This is a genomic window from Hufsiella arboris, assembly GCF_009834875.1.
Lineage (GTDB): Bacteria > Bacteroidota > Bacteroidia > Sphingobacteriales > Sphingobacteriaceae > Hufsiella_A > Hufsiella_A arboris.
Genome location: NZ_WVHT01000002.1, coordinates 606,553 through 625,833, shown reverse-complemented (window position 1 = coordinate 625,833; position 19,281 = coordinate 606,553). Strand labels below are relative to the sequence as shown.

The window sequence follows — 19,281 nt, the reverse complement described above, 5'->3', positions numbered from 1 at the left end:
TATATAACATTACCTATGACAATTATTGAAAGTACAGTAACCGTTAATAAACCTATAGCAGACGTTTACGCATTTCTTGCTGACCTGAATAATCATCAGCAGCTGATGCCGGAGAATATTTATAACTGGTCTTCAACAACAGACGAAGCACGTTTTACAGTTCAGAATATGGCCAAACTTGCTTTAAAAGTTTCGAGCCGTGTGGAAAATAAAGAAATCGTCATCTTACCAAGCGAACAGGCGCCTTTTGCTATTGAACTTAAGTGGGACCTGGCCGACAACGGAAATAATACAACTACTGCCAAACATATCATTTCAGCCGATCTGAACATGATGATGAAAATGCTGGCGAGTGGTCCTTTGCAAAAGCTTGCTGATCACCAGACAGAAAAACTAAAAAGTATTTAAGTGCTTCTTAACAAGTTGTTCATTTGACAGGAATAGGTCCGTCCTGTCCCTGTTTTTTCTCATTTGTAAGCAAATAACATACTATCATCGCGGTTCCAGGAATAATTACGGCTTCCAATCCAAGATGTTTACCCGCTATCGCCCCAATCACGCAGCCGATTAAAAATCCGCCGATGGTGATAAACTGTTTCTTTAAGCTTATCCATGCTGTCGTTTCGATAAATCCTGATTGAACCAAACTCCCGAAATCCAGCGCAGCTTGGGTGACATTACCTGTCATCATGGTAGTCGGGCCGTAAGTTTCTTTGCTGAAAAGCTTGCCAAATGCATTTTGTAGTCCCATTGCCACCACTACCATCATTGCCACGAGATACATCGGCCAGCCCGAACCGAAAGCGCCATACAGCTGAAATACGATAACGGCAATACTAGCGGAAAGTAATATTAATCCCTCCAACAACAACATATAGCCGTTTGCCACTTTTTTTGCCGTCCATCCTCCTATGGCTACCGAGAAAATAAAAACAGGAAAAGTCAAAAGCTTCACCCATGCATCCTGATCTGCACCTTTAATCAGCTGATAAGCGAACACAATAAAATTTCCCGTTACATGCGCGGAAAATATTGCATCAGCGGCTATAAAAGTTACGGTATCACAATAGCCAGCAACCGCTGACAGTAAAATAGTGACATACCAGATATTATGTTGTTGTTCCATGATACAAAATATTAACGGAGATGTGCTCTTAACATCCAGGCCATCTTTTCATGAGTTTCCGCTAAGCCAGTGATGAAATCGCTGGTTCCGGCGTCGTGCATTTTTGTGTTAAGTGGATTGATCAGTTCACGCAGACGAATAATCAGGCTTTCGTGATCATTCAGCAGCTCTTTTATAAAAATTGTACTGCTGTTTCCTTCATGTAAATGCTCATTCAGATGAGTTAATTCTAAAAACGATTTTAGCGTGGCCGGCGCATAATGACCGAGTACCCGAATCCGTTCTGCGACTTCGTCCATGATTTCGTCGAGCTGTTCATACTGGCTTTCGAAAAATAAGTGTTTGCTGTGAAAATCCGCGCCTTCGACGTTCCAATGCGCGCTTCGGGTTTTGGTGTAAATAATAAATTCATCAGCTAAAATACTGTTAAGTGAGTGGGCCGACTGCGAAAGCAATTCCGGACTTATTCCAATGTTTGGTGTCATATAGTGGGTATTGAATTGAATATATAGTGATCGGCTGAAAGTGCTCCGGGGCCGACGATTAACAGGAACAAAAAACAAAGCGTATACATGTAGGGAACATCGCGAACTTCAGGCGAATCCTTTCGGTGAACCACCATGTATCCGGTAGCAGTGACGCCGATTACTGGAAGAATAACGAGCCTGGTAGCTATACCGAACATAACCAGAAAAGGCACTACAGTATCAGAAAATGTGGCGATAATGCCATTCAGTTTGTCGGGCAATCCAAGCGGATTAGGTACATGTTCTTTTTGTCCGTTTTCAAGCTTGAATTTTTTCAATCCGTGTACGCGGAATAATTCCAACGCCAGTAAAATTCTGAATGCCAGCATAGCCCAGTTGTTAACGTGGTTTCCGAGATCCGAAAAAAGTATCAATTTAAATAAATCGTTCATTTGATCGATTAAAATGCAAAACATGAACATCCCAGTGCTCCCCAGAAAGCAGTGTAATTATTCACAGGAACCTGGCTCTGTCGCGCGGCGTTATGATTATGGCCATGAACAGTACACTGGCCGGCACATTGATGTATTTGTGATATGAGGTGTAACTGCGCCCCTGCATCAGTGTGGTTTTTTCCGGGTAACACATTTGAGCTTAGACCGGCAGCATTAGTTGACGGCGAGTAATAGCCCTTGTAAAATCCGGCCGGCGACCAATCGGGTAACACCGGTATCGGCTCCGGTGAAAATGAAGAAAAATCGCCTTTTGCATAAACGATCTTACCACCAACGATTGTCAGTTCCGATTCGATGCTCTTTACATCTTCATCTGCGACACTGAAATAATCTTTATCAAGCACTGTGACATCGGCCAGCATTCCAACTTTAATAGCTCCTTTCACATGCTGCTCGTTAGAGAACCATGCGCTGCCTTTTGTATAAAGCTCCAAAGCCGTTTCCCTGCTCAATTTCGTTTTCTCGTTGTAAATTTCGAGGCCACCTACCGTTTTGCCGGCAGTTAACCAATATATCGATACCCAGGGATTATAGCTGCTTACCCTGGTTGCATCTGAGCCGCCACCTACAGGCACACCTGCGTTGAGCATGTGCTTGACCGGCGGCGTGTGAGCAGCAGCTTCAGCGCCGTACCGGCCAGAGAAAACTTCTCCCTGGTAGGCCATACGGCTTTGTATCGCTATGCCTCCTCCTAAAGTTTTTACACGTTCAATATTTCGTTCGTCGATGGTTTCAGCATGATCAAAAATCCAGTGTAAACCATCAAATGGAATATCCCGGTTCACTTTTTCGAAAACATTTAAAAATCGTGTGATACTTTCATTGTAGGTAGCATGCATGCGAAACGGCCACCGGTTTTCCACCAGTAAACGAATTACCCGCTCAAGTTCGGCTTCCATCGTTTCAGGAAGATCCGGCCTGGGTTGTACAAAGTCCTCGAAATCCGCCGCTGAGAAGACAAGCATTTCGCCCGCACCATTATGCCGGTACATATCGTTGCCCTGATGCAGCTCAACCGACTTTATCCAGTTGTCGAAATCTTCGTACTCCTGTTTCGGCCGCTGCGTAAACAAATTATAGGCAATCCTTATCGTGAGTAAGCCTTCTTCGTGGAGATCATTAACAACTTTATAATCGTCGGGGAAATTCTGAAATCCGCCGCCTGCATCAATTACGCTGGTAACTCCGAACCTATTAAGCTCTTTCATGAAATGACGTGTTGAGTTTACCTGGTGCTCGTAAGATAGCTTCGGTCCTTTTGCGAGCGTCGAATACAGGATCATGGCGTTCGGGGTAGCGATAATAAGGCCCGTTGGATCGCCGTTTTGGTTTTTTTCAATATATCCGCCCGGAGGTGCCGGTGTGTCACGGGTATAACCAATAGCTCGCAGAGCCGCCCGGTTCATTAAAGCGCGGTCGTACAAATGCAGAATAAAAACAGGTGTATCCGGAGCAATTTCGTTAATTTCTTCCAGCGTGGGCATCCTGCGCTCGGCGAACTGAAACTCTGTCCATCCTCCAACAACACGTACCCATTGCGGAGAGGGTGTTCTGCCTACTTGTTCCCTAAGCATGCGCAGGGCATCGGCTAATGAGGGAACACCGTCCCAGCGCAGCTCAAGGTTGAAATTCAATCCACCACGGATTAAATGTGTATGCGAGTCGTTAATTCCCGGAATAACCAGCTTTTTTTTAAGGTCGATTATATGAGTTTCTTCACCAGCGTATTTTAGAATCGACGTATCGTCGCCAGCTGCTAAAAACTTACCATCAGCGATAGCAATCGCCGATGCGGCGGGATTTGCCGCATCTCCGGTATAAACTTTACCATTATGAAAGATCATGTCAGCATTCTTCATAACTAGTTGGTATGGTAAGTTTTTATAAAATGTTTTATGGCAGCGCCGGATGGTTCGAAAAATGCCTGTCCGGATAATAAGGTCATCTTTTCCAAAGGCTGGAATGCCGTTAATCCTTTGCTTTGGAGGTAAAGCTCTGTTTCGTAGGCTTCAATCGCTCCTTTGACGACATTTGTCGCAACTAATCCTGTCGGAGAGTCAATTCCCGCGTCTTTCAGGTCGCTGGCATGTGAATAGCTGCTTACGCCGAGGCGCAACGCTTCCCGCATACCAACTCTTCCGACGTTCGTCATTAATTCCGGCGTAAAATCATTACGATTGCCCAACCCGACCAGGAGAAGTTTATGGGCGGGCACACTTCCTTTCGATGGAGTAATCAGTATCGTTTCCAATGCATGACCGGCAAATTTTCCGCTTTTTCTTAAATCAGTTATCAATCCGTTTAAAGCGTGATCAACGTGTAGCAAGCCGTTCGCAGCAGCCGGCAAAGACTGCGGACTGGTAATATCACCTTCAACATACTCAAACACGCATATTATCTGTAACGGAGTTGGTTGGTTGGATGGGCTCTGCACTTTTCCTTCAATTGCTACGCCTTCTAGCTTGCCCAATATTGCAGCAGTGCCAACAGAGGGTAATGAATTATTTTGCGGCGTTTGTGCGAAGGAGAAAGCTTGCAGAAATAAGAACAGGCACAAAAGATATCGGAGATTTGTTGTTCTTCCTGACCTGTTTTTTTTTGTATTAAGTGATTTAATCATCATCGTGATTCTAAAATTTGAAAGTAAACTGAGCGTTAAAAAAGTTTGAATTTGGCGGGTTTGCGCCTATATCGCGGATAAAATTACCAGTGTCGAAATACTGGGCGCCACAACTGAAACTTGTGTATTTATTAAACCGGTATTCGGCGCTAAGCAAATAAGCAGTTCCTATGTATCGCTCATTTGATGCGGATCCCGGTAAATTGAATGATCCGCTTGGGCGATAAATTCCATCATTTAAAGAATAGCGCCAGTTGAACACGACATCTGCCTGCATAGAAAGCTTATCAGTAAACGACACGGAAGCGTAAGGATGTAAATCGACCAGGTTCGCCGGCCCGATTCGGGGATTAAAACCAAAGTAGCCGCCTTTTGGAAATAAGGGATTAAACGTCTCCAAATCACCATCTCCAGCGTTTTTATCGCCGGATATATAATCGTTGCGTAAGTTTACCGAAGGCTTTAAACGGCTGTTGCTGAAAGTATAACCGACTTCAATCGCTGTTGTCCAGGCACTGATGTTTCCTCTGCCAAATCGCCCGAATTGGTAAGCTGCCTCGAGGTTATAAGTAAATCCATTACCATATTTCCAATATCGGCTGGCTACAGTGTGGCGAACTTCTTTAGCGGTACCTTCCTCGAAACTGGCGTTGTCTCGCCTTATTCCGAGATAATAAAAATCAAAATTTCCGCCTTTTGGAACGACCAGGTAGGAATATGCGCCCCACAAATTTGCTTCTTTTGATGACGTATTATCAAACACACCGGGCCGAACATTATCGGCCATCATAACAAAGCCGTCGACCGAAAACCGCGGCGATGAATAAGTTAACTTTCCGCCGGTAAAATATAACCGCACATTGGTTCCTTCACGCACCGAAATTAGCCGGCCCGAACCATAATCAATTTCCTGCCTTCCAAGGCGCAGCGCCAGGTTTTTGGCTCGTTTTCCCCGTATTCTGTATTCGGCAAAAAAATTCTGGACAGCCAATTTATCTTCGTCAGCAGGACCGGCGCCGTATTTACTGCCATTCTCTATGCAGCTATTTACTTGAGCATAAAGCCTGAACCTGTTTCCCGCGTGAAAATCAGCCAGCAATACATATCGTTGAAGAAATGATTGATCCCTTCCTCCCCCGTTATTCTCCCAGTCTTCATTGTTTTTAAATGCATATTCGTAACGCAGCTCGCCACCCAGCGAAACATAAACGCTTTTTTTGACGGTCAGAGGGGTATACTTCAGCTTCTCATAAAAGGTACGGGACGAGTCCGTTCTGAGATAACTGTAGTCTTCATCGAACCGAAGCAATTTGAATGTCTGGGCATTAAGTGCCATATGATAAAAAACTGTTAAAAGTAAACACAGTGGTAAGGTCAGATAGCCGGCCCGGCTGTTCATAAGTAAACGGAGTATTAGTGCTGCAGCATTGTATGCGCATACTGAATGCCGATTCCGTATGCGCCTCCAAACCGTTTCATCAGACTAGTGACCGGCGCATAGGTTTCCTGCCTTGCCCAGTCGCGTTGCAGTTCAAGCAGATATTGGACAGCGGTAACAGGCTGTACACCGCCCTGAACCATTCGTTGTATTGCACGCTCATGAGCTTCAGTACTTACATCGCCACAAGCATCTGTGACAACATACACATCGTAGCCTTCAGAAATCGCCGATAAGGCCGGGCCGACAATACATACGGATGTCCAAAGACCTGCAAAAACGAGTTTCTTTTTTCCGAAACCTGTTATCGCCTCATATGCCGGGGCATCCTCCCAGCTATTCATTGTAGTACGATCTAAATAACCGGAGCTAGCAATCGGATAAAATTCTTCGAGTTCAGGAAAAACAGGGCCGCTGAATGTTTTTTCAGCAACTGTAGTAACAAGCGCCGGAACATTGAAAATCTTAGATGCGCCAGCGACGATTGCGGTGTTTATACGAAGCAGGGCGATATCAATATTACTAACTGCAAACGCCATCTGGCTTTCGAAATCAATCATAATTAAAGCATGATTGTCTGGTGACAAGAGATTTGGGGATGGTTTCATTAAAGGTTCATTTTAATTTAACCGCTGTTACCAAAACAGTACCAAATATATAAATACCTATATAACAGACAATTAACAACTGTATATCGTTAAATTAATTTTTGTATTTGGTAAATTGACGATATATAAACAGTGATATTGTTAGAATGCGAAGTATAAAGAAGTAGAAACGATATAAGAAATTTTGAAAGCAGTTTCCGGCTTACATCGGTTCTGGTAGTCCCGTTTTTTGTTTTAGCTTTTGTCGTGAGCGGAACTATAACACGAAAGTATTGATGAACAAAAGCTATCGCTGTCACCCGGGTTTATCGCACGCAGGACAAACTTTCATAGCAACACAGCGACTTTGTACAATAACTGTTCGGGTTAAACCGGATTGGAATGAATACCTGCCGAGGCGGAATGCCTGCAGGCGTATAAATGTAAAGCCGGGCTAGCGGCCGCTAACAGTAGCTTCGTTCATTTTCAAATCTAAATACTATCTGAAGTTTAAAACAAGTCCCGGATAGCAGGTATGTACCGATGATAAACATACCTGCTTACCATTTGACTTTTGCCGCTAAATCAGGGCCTTCCTTAGTTCGCCTGCAGCGTAACGTAACGCGGATTGTACCGCTGGAACTTTTGCCAATGGATTCAGTAAACCGTAGTCGTGAATCATTCCCTGAATCCTAACCAGTGTAACATTAACACCAGCTTCGTCCATTTTGCGGGCATAAGCTTCGCCCTCCGACCGGAGTACATCGTTTTCGGCTGTTTGAACGAGCGTTGGAGGCAGATCTTTTAAATTACCCAGTTCAGCTTTCAAAGGTGATGCATAAATCTCGTTTCGTTCTTCGGTACCGATGTAATTGTCCCAGAACCAGATCATCATGTTTCTTGTCAGAAATCTGTCTTCCGCATACTTGTGATATGATTTGGTATTAAAATCGGAGTCGGTCACCGGCCAAAACAATAATTGAAATTTAAGTTTAGGCCCGTTTTCATTAGCCGCTGTCAGTGCTACCGCCGCCGCGAGATTTCCTCCGGCGCTATTTCCGGCAACAGCTATGTTTGTGCCGTCGACACCAATTTCGGCGCCATGTTCAGCAACCCATTTTGTAGCGGCATAACACTCGTTCAATGCAACAGGGTATTTAACCTCAGGCGAACGGCTATACTCAACAAATACCGCAACGAGTCCGGAATAAACTACCAGGTCTCTAACAAACCGCTGGTGAGTCGGAAAATCGCCAAGCACCCAGCCACCACCATGAAAAAACATAAAAGCAGGTAAAGTGCCTGTCTTACCACCCGGCCGGGTAATAAATATTTTAACAGAAATGCCATCTTGTGTGATGCTTTTTTCAGAAACTTCAACGCCCGATAGGTCAACCTCAACAGAAGTCTGCGCACCTTCCAAAACTTTTCGGGCCTCTGCTGGCGCCATGGTTTCCATCGGATCACCGCCACCACTATTCAGAGCTTTTAAAAATGATTTGGTGTGCGACTCAATTGCCGGATCGCTGGCATAAGGCTTAATTTCAATAGTTTTCATTTTTTTCAGTTTAAGAATTTAAATGAGATTTATTTTTTAAACATTGGAAGCGGGTTTAACGGGTGCTGCAGAAAGTTCAATGCAATTTTTTTGATCAGAAAAAAGTGGAAGCCTTCGTTCTGTAAGTTAATTCTGCTTTCCCTGATTTTTTTCCTACTTACGCCAAAGGCCATAATACCAAATGAAACATCCATCCAATCCGCCTTTCTGAAGGTTTCAACCGTTTTTGAATAGTCACCTTCGTACCTGCTGACTTTGTGATGCCAGTTGATCATTCGTGAAATCTCTTCAACCCAGTCTCCCCTGCATGATTCGTCCAGGTATTTTTCTACTTGTTTGATTGAAGGGTCCAGGTAGTCGATCGTGTTATCTGTCCAAATTCCTATATCGTGAAATACCGCTGCAACGGCATATTTTTCAATATTTTCATCTTGCTTGTCCATCAGAAGACAATTCAAAAACACCCGGTATATATGATTTCGGTATTTTACATAATCTGTTCCCATCAAGGGCTTAAACCGAAGCATTAGTTGTTCAATTGTTCTGTTGAAAGGTTCCATTCACAGATTAATTTTGCCAGATTTTATAGTTATTGGCCAGGGAAACAACTTCCAATCGTTATGCCACTTTTAAAAATAACTTGAGTATCAGTTACTTACAACCAAATCATAAAGCGATAGCTATTTACGAGTGAGTGATTTGTCTAAATATCAGCAATCAGCGTAACGGGAACTGAAAGTTAAAAGGCCGGAAAATAAAAAATGAGATCTCATAATCAGATCTCATCTTGTTGGGTTATAAATGAATTACGAATGGTAAACGGCTGATCAGCTATTCAATTTTTTCATCTCCTCAACCGCATAATTGACTGCCCGTGCGGTCAACGCCATGTAAGTAAGTGAAGGATTTTGTGTAGACGTCGATGTCATACAAGCGCCATCTGTAACAAACACGTTTTTACATTCGTGAACCTGGTTCCATTTATTGAGAATCGAAGTTTTAGGGTCATTGCCCATCCTTGCGCCGCCCATTTCATGAATATCGAGACCCGGCGATTGTTTACTATCGTTAGCCTGGATGTTTTTGAAACCCGCGCTGGTAAACATATCTGTCATCTGTTCGATATAATCTTTGACCATTTTCTCATCATTTTCATCGTAGCCAATGTTGATTTTGAGAAGCGGCACACCCCAGGCGTCTTTCTTACCCGCGTCAAGACTTACATTATTGGTCTCTTTTGGAATTGTTTCGCCCATCATATGTGAACCGACACGCCAGTTACCTATTTTACGATTAGCTAAATTGTTTTTTAACGATTCTCCGACACCCTTATAGTCTACTTCAGACGCTCTGTGCGCACTAAAACCGGCTGCATAGCCTCTTAAAAAGTCTGTTTCCTGTTTATATAAGTTTCTGAAACGTGGTATATAACCACCTCCTGCCGGGTTTCGGCCATCGGTAGTCCAATCCATGAAACCATCGTATTCGGCTGAAATACGTGCCCGGTAATTATGAAAAGCAACATATTTACCGAGTACACCGCTGTCATTGCCTAATCCGTTTGGAAAGCGCGCGGATTTAGAATTCAATAAAATAAGGTTAGAGTTTATGGCTGCGGCATTAACGAAAATAATTTTTGCATAATACTCAATGACTTCTTTCGTCTCGGTATCAACGATCCGAACACCTGTAGCTTTATTTTGCTTATCGTCATAGATTATTTCCTGAACTACCGAATGCGGCCTTAACGTCAGTTTACCGGTTTTAAGCGCCCATGGAATAGTAGACGCATTGGAGCTGAAATAACCGCCGAACGGACAACCGCGCTGGCAAAGCACCCGCTGCTGGCATTGAGCTCTTCCTTGTTGTAAATGGATATCTTTGGGTTCGGATAAATGGGCGCATCTTGCGCTGATAACATTTCGACCAGGATATTTTTTATTAACGAATTTACTGAAATAACTTTCCACATCATTTAACGGAAACCCGGGAAGAAAATCGCCATCCGGTAGATTGACCAAGCCATCACGGTTGCCTGAAATACCGGCGAATTTCTCTACATAGCTGTACCATGGAGCGAGATCCTTATACCGGATTGGCCAGTCGACCGAAAAACCATCTCGTGCAGGACCTTCGAAATCGAAGTCACTCCAGCGTTGTGTTTGTCGCGCCCACAGTAAAGATTTGCCGCCCACCTGGTACCCGCGTATCCAATCAAATGGCTTTTCCTGGATATAAGGGTGTTCCTGGTCTTTTACAAAAAAATGCATGGCATCTTCGCGGAAAGCATAACAGCGGCTCACCACAGGGTTAGCCTGCTGAACATCATATGGAACCTGGCCGCGGTGCTCAAATTCCCAGGGATATTTATTGGTAGTTGGATAATCAACCAAATGCCTTACATCTCTTCCCCGCTCAAGCATCAGGGTATTCAATCCTTTTTCGGTTAGCTCTTTTGCAGCCCAGCCACCACTTATCCCGGACCCAACAACAATGGCATCAAAGCTGCGCTGTGAAACGCTCCTGGTATTAAGATTAGCCATTTTTAACTACTGATTTGTTAGTAACTGAAAAATGAGCATTGTATCGTCCTGGTATCAGCTCGTAAACTACTTGCTTCGTCATAAAATACTTTGAATTTGTATAGCCCAGCACTGTATTTCCTTTCATAATTTCGAAGAACGCGAATAAATCATTCCGCGTATCAGCGCCGGCTGTTTCTGTTTTATTTTGCTTAGATAATTGCAGCTTTGTATCAATACTGTTCAATAAAGCTTCACGCTGGGATTTAGAACATTGAACAAACGGTTTATCATGTGTTTTCTCAGCTTCGGCATCCAGCAGGCTTATACCGTTTTCGAAGGATTTTTGATCGGCTGTCCCATAACAATCATCAACCATCTTCATTACAAATAAATGGAGACTAAGATCTTTTGCCCCTGGTGTATTGGTTTTCGGAATTATCGTTTCCGCGACTTCCGCCAATAACTTCTCCTGCGATCCGCTTATTGTGAGGTGTTTAAGTCGAATGCTTGCCGTATCATCACTTCGCAGACAGGACGGAAGCAAAATAGTACCACCGATCACCAGACCGAGGTTCTTTAAAAGAGTTCGCCTGTCTATTGTTCTATTTTCGGTCATTAAATTATTTTGTAAATCCAAATCCGGTGTTATGTAGAACTACTTGTTAACCGGACTTATTTTGTTCGGCGTTGAAGGTAATAAAAAAGCGAAAAAAAGCTTTATCGCTAAGAATAAAGATTAATGTGAGATAAGAATTCATCACCTCTGCAAACAGGATAATATTTTACATTTCTGGCAAACAGCATATTCTTTAACCGGACTCTTAAGCATTCGTTTCGTGCTACAATTAAACAAAAAACCCAACGCGGACGCATTGGGTAAGGATGGGTTGAAATTTGTAAATAGTTTAACGATGAGCTACAAATATAAATCCCATTGAAAAGAAATTTTTCACACTAAGTAAGATGCGATTTCAATTGTGCAATTTATTCTCATTTGAAAAGGTAAAAACTGCTCAGCGAACAATACTTGCAAGTCACTGTAAAATCTCTTTAAAAAGATGTGATAGATTTTGTGTAGCAATGTGAAAACCTCATTGACTAAATCTAGTTATATTGATGTCAGATAAAATATAAACCTATGAACCAATATCTACAGGAAACTCTCCCCCTATTTATAATTTCCTTTATGGTTATTTCTGCGTGTAGCTTACTTTACATTAAACGTTCAAAAAAAGCCGACCGAAGAAAAAAACAGGAACAATTGTTTCAGAATTACATGCGTCTTCAGTATCGCAACCCGAACCGAGTTCATTAATACGGATATATTTCCCGTCTGCGGATCTTTAGTTACCGGCCCGAAACTTAACTTCAAATCTCTGCTACCAGCTTAATTTCTCCAATAGGCATCTCTAGTCCTGCGAGGCGTCTTTTGTCATTATTGAATATTCAAATCTCAATTACACTTCGACCAAGCTTATTTCACAACGATTTGTATTTTTGCTGGCAATACTAAATAATAACTGTCATGCCGAAACGCACAAAGATCAAGGATTTATTAAACGCCACAGAGTTTGGCCAGCAGGTAACTGTGATGGGCTGGGTGAAAACATTTCGCAATAATCAGTTTATTGCGATTAATGACGGCTCGGGTATTAATAATATCCAGGCAGTTGTCGATTTTAACAATACCGATGAATCCTTGCTTAAACGCATAACTACGGGAGCTGCTGTTTCGGTTACTGGCGAGCTTGTTGAGTCGCTTGGTAAAGGGCAACGTGTTGAAATAAAAGTTCAGGATCTGGAAATTCTTGGCGACAGCGATCCGGAGAAATTCCCTTTGCAGCCAAAAAAACATAGTCTCGAGTTTTTAAGAGAAATTGCGCACCTGCGTTTTCGTACCAATACTTTTAACGCGGTTTTCAAAGTGCGTCATGCATTGGCTTTTGCCGTTCATAAGTTTTTTAACGATCAGGGATTTGTTTATATGCACACCCCGGTAATCACCGGGTCTGATGCGGAAGGTGCCGGTGAGATGTTTCGTGTGTCTACAATCGATTTTGATAACATTCCCCGCAATGATGACGGAACGGTAAATTATAAAGAAGATTTCTTCGGTAAACCAACCAACCTGACGGTTTCCGGACAGTTGGAAGGAGAACTTGCTGCGATGGCGTTTGGGGATATTTACACCTTCGGCCCTACTTTCCGAGCAGAAAATTCAAATACAACCCGTCACCTTGCCGAATTCTGGATGATCGAGCCTGAAATGGCGTTTTACGACCTGGACGATAATATGGATCTGGCTGAAAAGCTTCTGAAATATGTTATCAAATATGCACTTGATAATTGCAGTGACGAGATTGAATTCCTTTCATCGCGTTTAGTGGAAGAAGAAAAACAGAAACCGCAAAACGAGCGGTCGGAACTGAACCTGATAGACAAACTGAAGTTTTGCCTTGAAAATGATTTCGAGCGCTTAACGTATACAGAGGCGATCGATATTTTGAAAAGCTCAAAACCCAACCAGAAGAAACAGTTTAAATATCTTATTGACGATTGGGGAGCGGATCTTCAATCGGAACATGAGCGTTACCTGGTAGAAAAACATTTTAAGAAGCCTGTAATTCTGACTAATTATCCGGCTGAGATAAAAGCATTTTATATGCGCCAAAACGAACCTGACGAACATGGCCGTAAAACAGTTCGTGCAATGGATATTTTATTTCCGGGCATTGGAGAGATCGTAGGTGGTTCGCAGCGTGAGGAACGCCTTGAAAAATTAGAACAACGTATGCACGAAATGCATGTTCCTGCGGAGGAACTGAGCTGGTACCTTGATACCCGGCGATTCGGCAGCGCGCCCCATGCCGGCTTTGGATTAGGTTTTGAACGCCTTGTTTTGTTCGTAACCGGAATGACTAATATCCGGGATGTAATTCCATTCCCAAGAACGCCAAAAAACGCAGAATTTTAATCATATGGGGCTGAGAAATCAGCCTCTTTTTGTTTATGGAAGAAACTATCCGGTTTACAATTAACGAAGTTATCAATGAAACAGCCGATGCGAAAAGCTATTTGCTTAAAACGGACGATCAACCTGACTTTCTTCCCGGCCAGTTTCTCACATTCCTGGTTTCTGTAAATAACAAAGAATACAGGAGATCATATTCCATCGTCACCTTGCCGGGTGAGCAACTAAAGATTATCGTGAAACGGGTTGAGAACGGTGTTGTCTCCCGATATATTTTCGACAACTGGCATAAAGGTTCAGCATTGACAGCTTTGCCGCCATCCGGAAGATTCACCTTACAAACGCAAAGTTCAATACAGCGTGATATTTATTTTATTATAGCCGGAAGTGGAATTACACCAGCCATTCCACATATCAGAAATTTGCTGATCAATGAACGGCAATCTGCCTTGCACCTTATCTACAGCAATCATAATGAACACTCAACAATCTTTTTAGCTGAAATCAAGCGGCTTGACGATGAATATGAAAATTTGTTTGTAGAATTCCTTTTCAGCGATCCGAATTTACATTTCGAACAAAGGAAACGACTGAATAATGGCTTGCTTGAAAAAATGATCGGTAAGAGTTTGAAGTATCGGCATGAAAATGCAGTTTTTATGCTTTGCGGTCCTTTCACCTTTATGAGAATGGCAAAAATTACAGCAATATTTATGGGTTTCCATGCAGATCAGATAAAGACCGAACATTTCATCCCTGAAATTCTATACAGCGGAACTCACCAAACACCAGTATATTCTGACCGCACAGTTTCAATCATTTACAAAAACCGGCGTTACCGGGTCAGTGTAACAAAAAACCAATCCATACTTCGTGCTGCGAGACTTCAAAACCTGGAACTTCCTTACAGTTGCGAGGGTGGCATTTGCGCAACATGTATGGCAAAATGTATATCAGGTAAGGTTGATATGACTATCAATGAGGTTCTCACACCAAAGGATCTTCAAAAAGGACTTGTCCTTACCTGCACTGGGCATCCGATGACGGATGATGTCTTAATTGATTTTGATACGACTGATCAGTAATCTGAAAAATTCTTTTTCTGTATCCGGATTGCGTTTAATATTGCCAACATGGCTACGCCGACATCGGCAAACACAGCCTCCCACATTGTTGCCAGTCCGCCTGCTCCCAGGATTAAAACAATTGCTTTAACGATAAAAGCCATCGTGATGTTTTGCCAAACGATACGATTGGTTTCTTTGCCGATTTCGATTGCCTGCGCAATTTTCGATGGCTGGTCAGTTTGAATAATCACATCAGCTGTTTCAATAGCGGCGTCACTTCCTAATCCTCCCATCGCGATACCGATATCACTTAACGCCAGTACCGGGGCATCGTTAAGCCCATCTCCTACAAACGCCACAATATTTTTCGGATCACCTTTTAACGCACTAACCTTTTCAACTTTACCTTCCGGGAGAAGATCACCGAATGCACTATCGATTTTAAGTTCGTTTGCAATCCGGTTAACCACAGTTTGTTTATCGCCGGAAAGCATGATAGTCTGAATGTTTCTTCTGTGCAGTGCTTCGACAGCGGCTTTACTATCGCCTTTAATCTCATCAGCAATCACAAGATAACCCAGCAATACGCCGTCGATCGCTACCATCACAACCGTATCAGTCAGAGCTGTTACATCATCAGGTATTGATATCCCTGCCATTTTCATCAACTTGCTATTGCCTGCAAAAATTTCTTTCCCGTTCAACAGACCCTTCATGCCGCCGCCAGCAATTTCCTCCGGGTTACTTATTTCAAGGTTTACATCATTACCAGCATAGTCCACAATCGCCTTTGCAACAGGATGCGTAGACTTTGATTCGAGCGCCGCCGCCGCCTTCAGCCAGTCCGTTTTATCACCTGTAAAGTTTATAACGTTCTGCACCTGGAAAACACCTTTGGTTAACGTACCGGTTTTGTCCATCACCACATAATTAACTTTCCCTATCAGGTCAAGAAAATTTGACCCCTTAAATAAAATGCCTGCGCGGGAAGCAGCGCCAATACCGCCGAAATATCCTAATGGAATTGAAATCACCAGTGCGCAAGGGCATGATACCACCAGGAAAACCAATGCCCGGTAAAGCCAGTCTCTAAAGATATAATCCTGAACAATCAATGCCGGCAGAAGAACAATTGCGGTGGCAAGAAACACGACAATCGGTGTATAAACCCTTGAGAACTTACGGATAAACAATTCGGTTTTTGCTTTACGTGTTGTAGCTTCCTGTACCAATGTTAAGATCCGGGCCAGCGAACTGTCATTAAATAATTTGGTAACCTTTACTTCTACAACTTTTTCCTGGTTTATCATCCCGGCTAAAACCGTTTCGCCCTTTTCGATAGTAGATGGCTTGCTTTCGCCTGTTAACGCCGCGGTATTAAACGACGATCTTTCGTTTAACAGCTGTCCATCGAGCGGAACCCGCTCCCCGGCCTTAACTTGTATGGTTTCTTCAATTGCAACTTCATCAGGGCTAATTTGTATGTAATTGCCATTTCGCAAAACCGCGGCCGTTTTTGGCCTGACATCGAGCAAGGATTTAATACTTCGTTTTGCTTTATTGACCGCTGCATCCTGGAATAATTCACCTATCGTATAGAATAACATTACAGCCACACCTTCCGGGTATTCGCCGATAGCAAACGCGCCTAAGGTAGCAATACCCATCAGGATGAATTCGGTGAAAACATCGCCTTTTAATGCATAGATGAGTCCCCTTTTTACGACGGGATAGCCTACCGGAATATAGGCCAGCGAATACCACAACAGTCTTAGCCAACCGGAAAAGAAAGAGGGATGAATAAAATGATCGGCAATGATCCCGGCGAGTAACATACAAAAACTTAGCGCAGGCGCCGAGTATTGTTGAAAACCTGCCGCAGCTTCACCATGTGTATGATCATGATCGTGGGCATGGTCGTGATCGTGATCGTGATCGTCAATTTTATTGTCTGATACGTGATCATGAGCACAACATTCGTTATCACTATTCGATGTCTTTACCAGGGGTTGAAACGAAGCCAATACTTTTAATCCGTTATCTTCTATGATACGGATTATCGCTTGCCTGCCGACTTGCTCATTGTCAAACTCTGCCCTGATTATTCCGGTTCCGCTTACTGAAACCTCCATAATGCCGGCAGTTTTTTTTAATACATTCTCAACTGCTATTGCCTGATTCAGATCCGTTACGCCCTCTGTCTCTGTTAAAAAGTGCTTATACCTTTTTGAAATAGTTACTCCCGCCTTTTCCGCTTCTTTTTTTACCTGCTCTATCGTCGTCTGATCAGAGTCATAGTGAAAACAAAGGCTTGAGTGTTTGTCTTTTTCACCTGCTTTAAGATGAACATCTTTAATTCCTTTATTCGTTTTCATTAACCCGATAAGCCTGACAACGCAAGCATCACGGTCATCAGGTATTTCTGGTAAAAGTATCGCTAAGTCGATTTGTGTTTTTTCCATTAATCTTTGTAAAACGAGTACCTATCGCTGAAATGAGCTGTTATCATTCAAAACACCTTCTTTCCATCATTCCTTTGATCTGGCACATCTCAGGCTTTCGATATTTTTCTAAATATCGGTAGAAAAGAATTTATACGATTTTCAAGTCCTCGCTAATAAACACGAAAAACAAATGAACAGTTTTAGTAATTAAAAACCATGCGAAATGATTCATAGTCGCCGGAAGATGGCGGTCCGTTTGCCAACGGCAATATTATTAAACGCTATTTAAAAAGCATTTCCTTTCTTATGCCAAGCTTTTTAATTCTTGATGTAAGCGTTGAATAAGGCAGATTAAGTATTTCAGCGGCTCCGCCCGGTCCAGAAATTTTCCCTTTACAAATTTTGAGAACCTCCTTGATATGGTCGATCTCGTTTTCTTCAATGGTTTTAATCCGCATAGGCTCTTTCAGGCTCTGTACCGTCCGCTCATCTTTCATGGTCGGAATTTCCACGTTTTCAATGGTTGTGCCGAGTGTAAGCAATACGGTCCGCTCAATTAAATTTTCAAGCTCCCTTACATTTCCCGGCCAATGATATGTTACCAATGCGTTCATCGCCTTAGCCGAAAGCCCGTTGATCTTCTTTCCGAACTTACCGGAAAAACGATCTACATAGTAGTTAACTAACTGCGGAATATCTTCTTTGCGGTCGCGTAATGGCGGAATTATAATCGGAAATACATTTAGCCTGTAATACAGGTCCATCCTGAAACGGCCTTCGGTAACCTCTTTTTCCAGGCTTCGGTTCGTTGCAGTAATGATTCTTACGTTAATCTTTATTGTTCCTCTTCCACCCAGGCGTTCAATCTCTTTTTCCTGAAGTACCCTTAAAAGTTTTGCCTGCAACTCGGCTGGGAGTTCTCCTATTTCATCTAAAAAAATCGTTCCACCTTGGGCCTGTTCAAACTTACCGATCCGGCGGTCGACAGCTCCGGTAAATGCTCCTTTTTCGTGACCGAACAATTCTGATTCAATCAACGATGCAGGCAAAGCCGCACAATTCACTTTTATAAATGCTCTGTCCTTACGATCAGAGCTGGCGTGTATGCAATCCGCTATACGTTCCTTACCCGTTCCGCTTTCTCCTAAAATCAGAACGGTAGTTTCTGTCGGCGAAACAATCTTCACATAATCCAATGCTGCTTTTAAACTGCTGCTATTCCCAATTATGCTCCTGGTGCAGTCGTTTTTAGAAGAAGTCTCTTCTTTTACCAAAGCAACTTCCTGTTTGCGTAATTGCATCCTTTGTTCGTGCAGCTGATGAGCAATGTCGAGCATGATCAAAACGTCGCGTTCCCGGAATGGCTTTACAAGAAATCCGTATGGCTGCGTTGCCTTCGCATCGGTTAAGGTTTTTTTATTGGAATTAGCTGACAGGAATACAAACGCTATATTTTTTTCGCGAAGAACTTTCGCAAGATCGATACCTGTAAGGCGGCCTTTTAAAAAAATATCCAGTAAAACGAGATCTGGTTTTTCACGGTCAACTATTTCGACGGCAATTTCAACGGATCGGGCAATTGTGCAGACGCTATATCCTGCCTTTTCCAGAATCATCTTTAAATTATTTGCCTCAATGAATTCATCTTCAACGATGAGTATCTTTTTATTCATAGGTTATTTGAATTATTCTGTTGAAAAAATGCCTGTTATAGAAAACCTGCCAGATCCAGCTTTCAGATCGATGATAAAACTCTCATAAATCTAAGGTTTTTATTGTCAAATTTCCAACCAGTTCGGCAAAACCAAATAAAAGAAAGCGCTTATTTATTGTGATTCAGCTGATAATTGATTTGAATAAAACGTTTATCGCTTCAAAGAGAGCTTTGCGCCTATCCTGATCAATAATTCCGTCTTTACATTTCATCAATTGCCGAAATATCATCATGTTTTTTTCCGACAAA

The 19,281-nt window shown here is 42.7% G+C and carries 16 protein-coding genes; 3 read left to right on the top strand and 13 right to left on the bottom strand.

Annotated features, from left to right (window positions below):
* Positions 1–15: 15 nt before the first annotated feature.
* Positions 16–408 (top strand): SRPBCC family protein, encoded by a 393-nt coding sequence (locus GS399_RS06465; RefSeq protein WP_160843771.1) that lies wholly within the window; start codon positions 16–18, stop codon positions 406–408.
* A 19-nt stretch (positions 409–427) separates the two neighbouring features.
* Here the strand turns inward: GS399_RS06465 and GS399_RS06460 are convergent, their stop codons facing one another.
* From GS399_RS06460 to GS399_RS06410, 11 genes are all read right to left on the bottom strand, one after another.
* Positions 428–1,126 (bottom strand): YoaK family protein, encoded by a 699-nt coding sequence (locus GS399_RS06460; protein WP_160843770.1) that lies wholly within the window; start codon positions 1,124–1,126, stop codon positions 428–430.
* A gap of 11 nt (positions 1,127–1,137) precedes the next feature.
* Positions 1,138–1,611 carry a Dps family protein gene (locus GS399_RS06455; protein ID WP_160843769.1) on the bottom strand — a complete coding sequence of 158 codons (474 nt, stop codon included), beginning with the start codon at positions 1,609–1,611 and terminating at the stop codon, positions 1,138–1,140.
* Entirely contained in the window at positions 1,608–2,045 is a 438-nt protein-coding gene (locus GS399_RS06450; protein ID WP_160843768.1) for a DoxX family protein, read from the bottom strand. The genes GS399_RS06455 and GS399_RS06450 overlap by 4 nt, the downstream gene beginning before the upstream one ends.
* 8 nt (positions 2,046–2,053) lie before the next feature.
* Entirely contained in the window at positions 2,054–3,967 is a 1,914-nt protein-coding gene (locus GS399_RS06445) for an amidohydrolase (protein WP_160843767.1), read from the bottom strand.
* A gap of 2 nt (positions 3,968–3,969) precedes the next feature.
* Complete coding sequence (locus GS399_RS06440; RefSeq protein WP_237487881.1) at positions 3,970–4,731, bottom strand: M17 family peptidase N-terminal domain-containing protein; 762 nt, start codon at positions 4,729–4,731, stop codon at positions 3,970–3,972.
* Between the two features lie 7 nt (positions 4,732–4,738).
* Positions 4,739–6,064 (bottom strand): alginate export family protein, encoded by a 1,326-nt coding sequence (locus GS399_RS06435; protein ID WP_202409388.1) that lies wholly within the window; start codon positions 6,062–6,064, stop codon positions 4,739–4,741.
* Between the two features lie 77 nt (positions 6,065–6,141).
* Positions 6,142–6,774, bottom strand: a complete 633-nt coding sequence (locus GS399_RS06430) for a hydrolase (RefSeq protein ID WP_160843765.1) — start codon at positions 6,772–6,774, stop codon at positions 6,142–6,144.
* A 559-nt stretch (positions 6,775–7,333) separates the two neighbouring features.
* Positions 7,334–8,311, bottom strand: a complete 978-nt coding sequence (locus GS399_RS06425; RefSeq protein ID WP_160843764.1) for an alpha/beta hydrolase — start codon at positions 8,309–8,311, stop codon at positions 7,334–7,336.
* Between the two features lie 29 nt (positions 8,312–8,340).
* Complete coding sequence (locus tag GS399_RS06420; RefSeq protein ID WP_160843763.1) at positions 8,341–8,871, bottom strand: HD domain-containing protein; 531 nt, start codon at positions 8,869–8,871, stop codon at positions 8,341–8,343.
* Positions 8,872–9,138: 267 nt separating this feature from the next.
* Positions 9,139–10,854, bottom strand: coding sequence for a GMC oxidoreductase (locus GS399_RS06415; protein WP_160843762.1), 1,716 nt, complete (start codon positions 10,852–10,854; stop codon positions 9,139–9,141).
* Positions 10,847–11,452 carry a gluconate 2-dehydrogenase subunit 3 family protein gene (locus GS399_RS06410; protein WP_160843761.1) on the bottom strand — a complete coding sequence of 202 codons (606 nt, stop codon included), beginning with the start codon at positions 11,450–11,452 and terminating at the stop codon, positions 10,847–10,849. The genes GS399_RS06415 and GS399_RS06410 overlap by 8 nt, the downstream gene beginning before the upstream one ends.
* 909 nt (positions 11,453–12,361) lie before the next feature.
* Between GS399_RS06410 and asnS the strand changes: the two genes are divergently transcribed.
* The gene (asnS, locus tag GS399_RS06405; protein WP_160843760.1) at positions 12,362–13,810 is read left to right on the top strand and encodes an asparagine--tRNA ligase; all 1,449 of its coding nucleotides are present in this window, start codon (positions 12,362–12,364) and stop codon (positions 13,808–13,810) included.
* A 35-nt stretch (positions 13,811–13,845) separates the two neighbouring features.
* The gene (locus GS399_RS06400; protein WP_160843759.1) at positions 13,846–14,892 is read left to right on the top strand and encodes an iron-sulfur cluster-binding domain-containing protein; all 1,047 of its coding nucleotides are present in this window, start codon (positions 13,846–13,848) and stop codon (positions 14,890–14,892) included.
* Here the strand turns inward: GS399_RS06400 and GS399_RS06395 are convergent.
* Both GS399_RS06395 and GS399_RS06390 read right to left on the bottom strand, forming a co-directional pair.
* Positions 14,886–17,336 carry a heavy metal translocating P-type ATPase gene (locus GS399_RS06395; protein ID WP_369410103.1) on the bottom strand — a complete coding sequence of 817 codons (2,451 nt, stop codon included), beginning with the start codon at positions 17,334–17,336 and terminating at the stop codon, positions 14,886–14,888. The genes GS399_RS06400 and GS399_RS06395 overlap by 7 nt on opposite strands.
* Before the next feature lie 263 nt (positions 17,337–17,599).
* Positions 17,600–18,991: a sigma-54-dependent transcriptional regulator gene (locus GS399_RS06390; RefSeq protein ID WP_160843758.1), complete on the bottom strand. Its 1,392-nt coding sequence runs from the start codon at positions 18,989–18,991 to the stop codon at positions 17,600–17,602.
* Between the last annotated feature and the right edge of the window lie 290 nt (positions 18,992–19,281).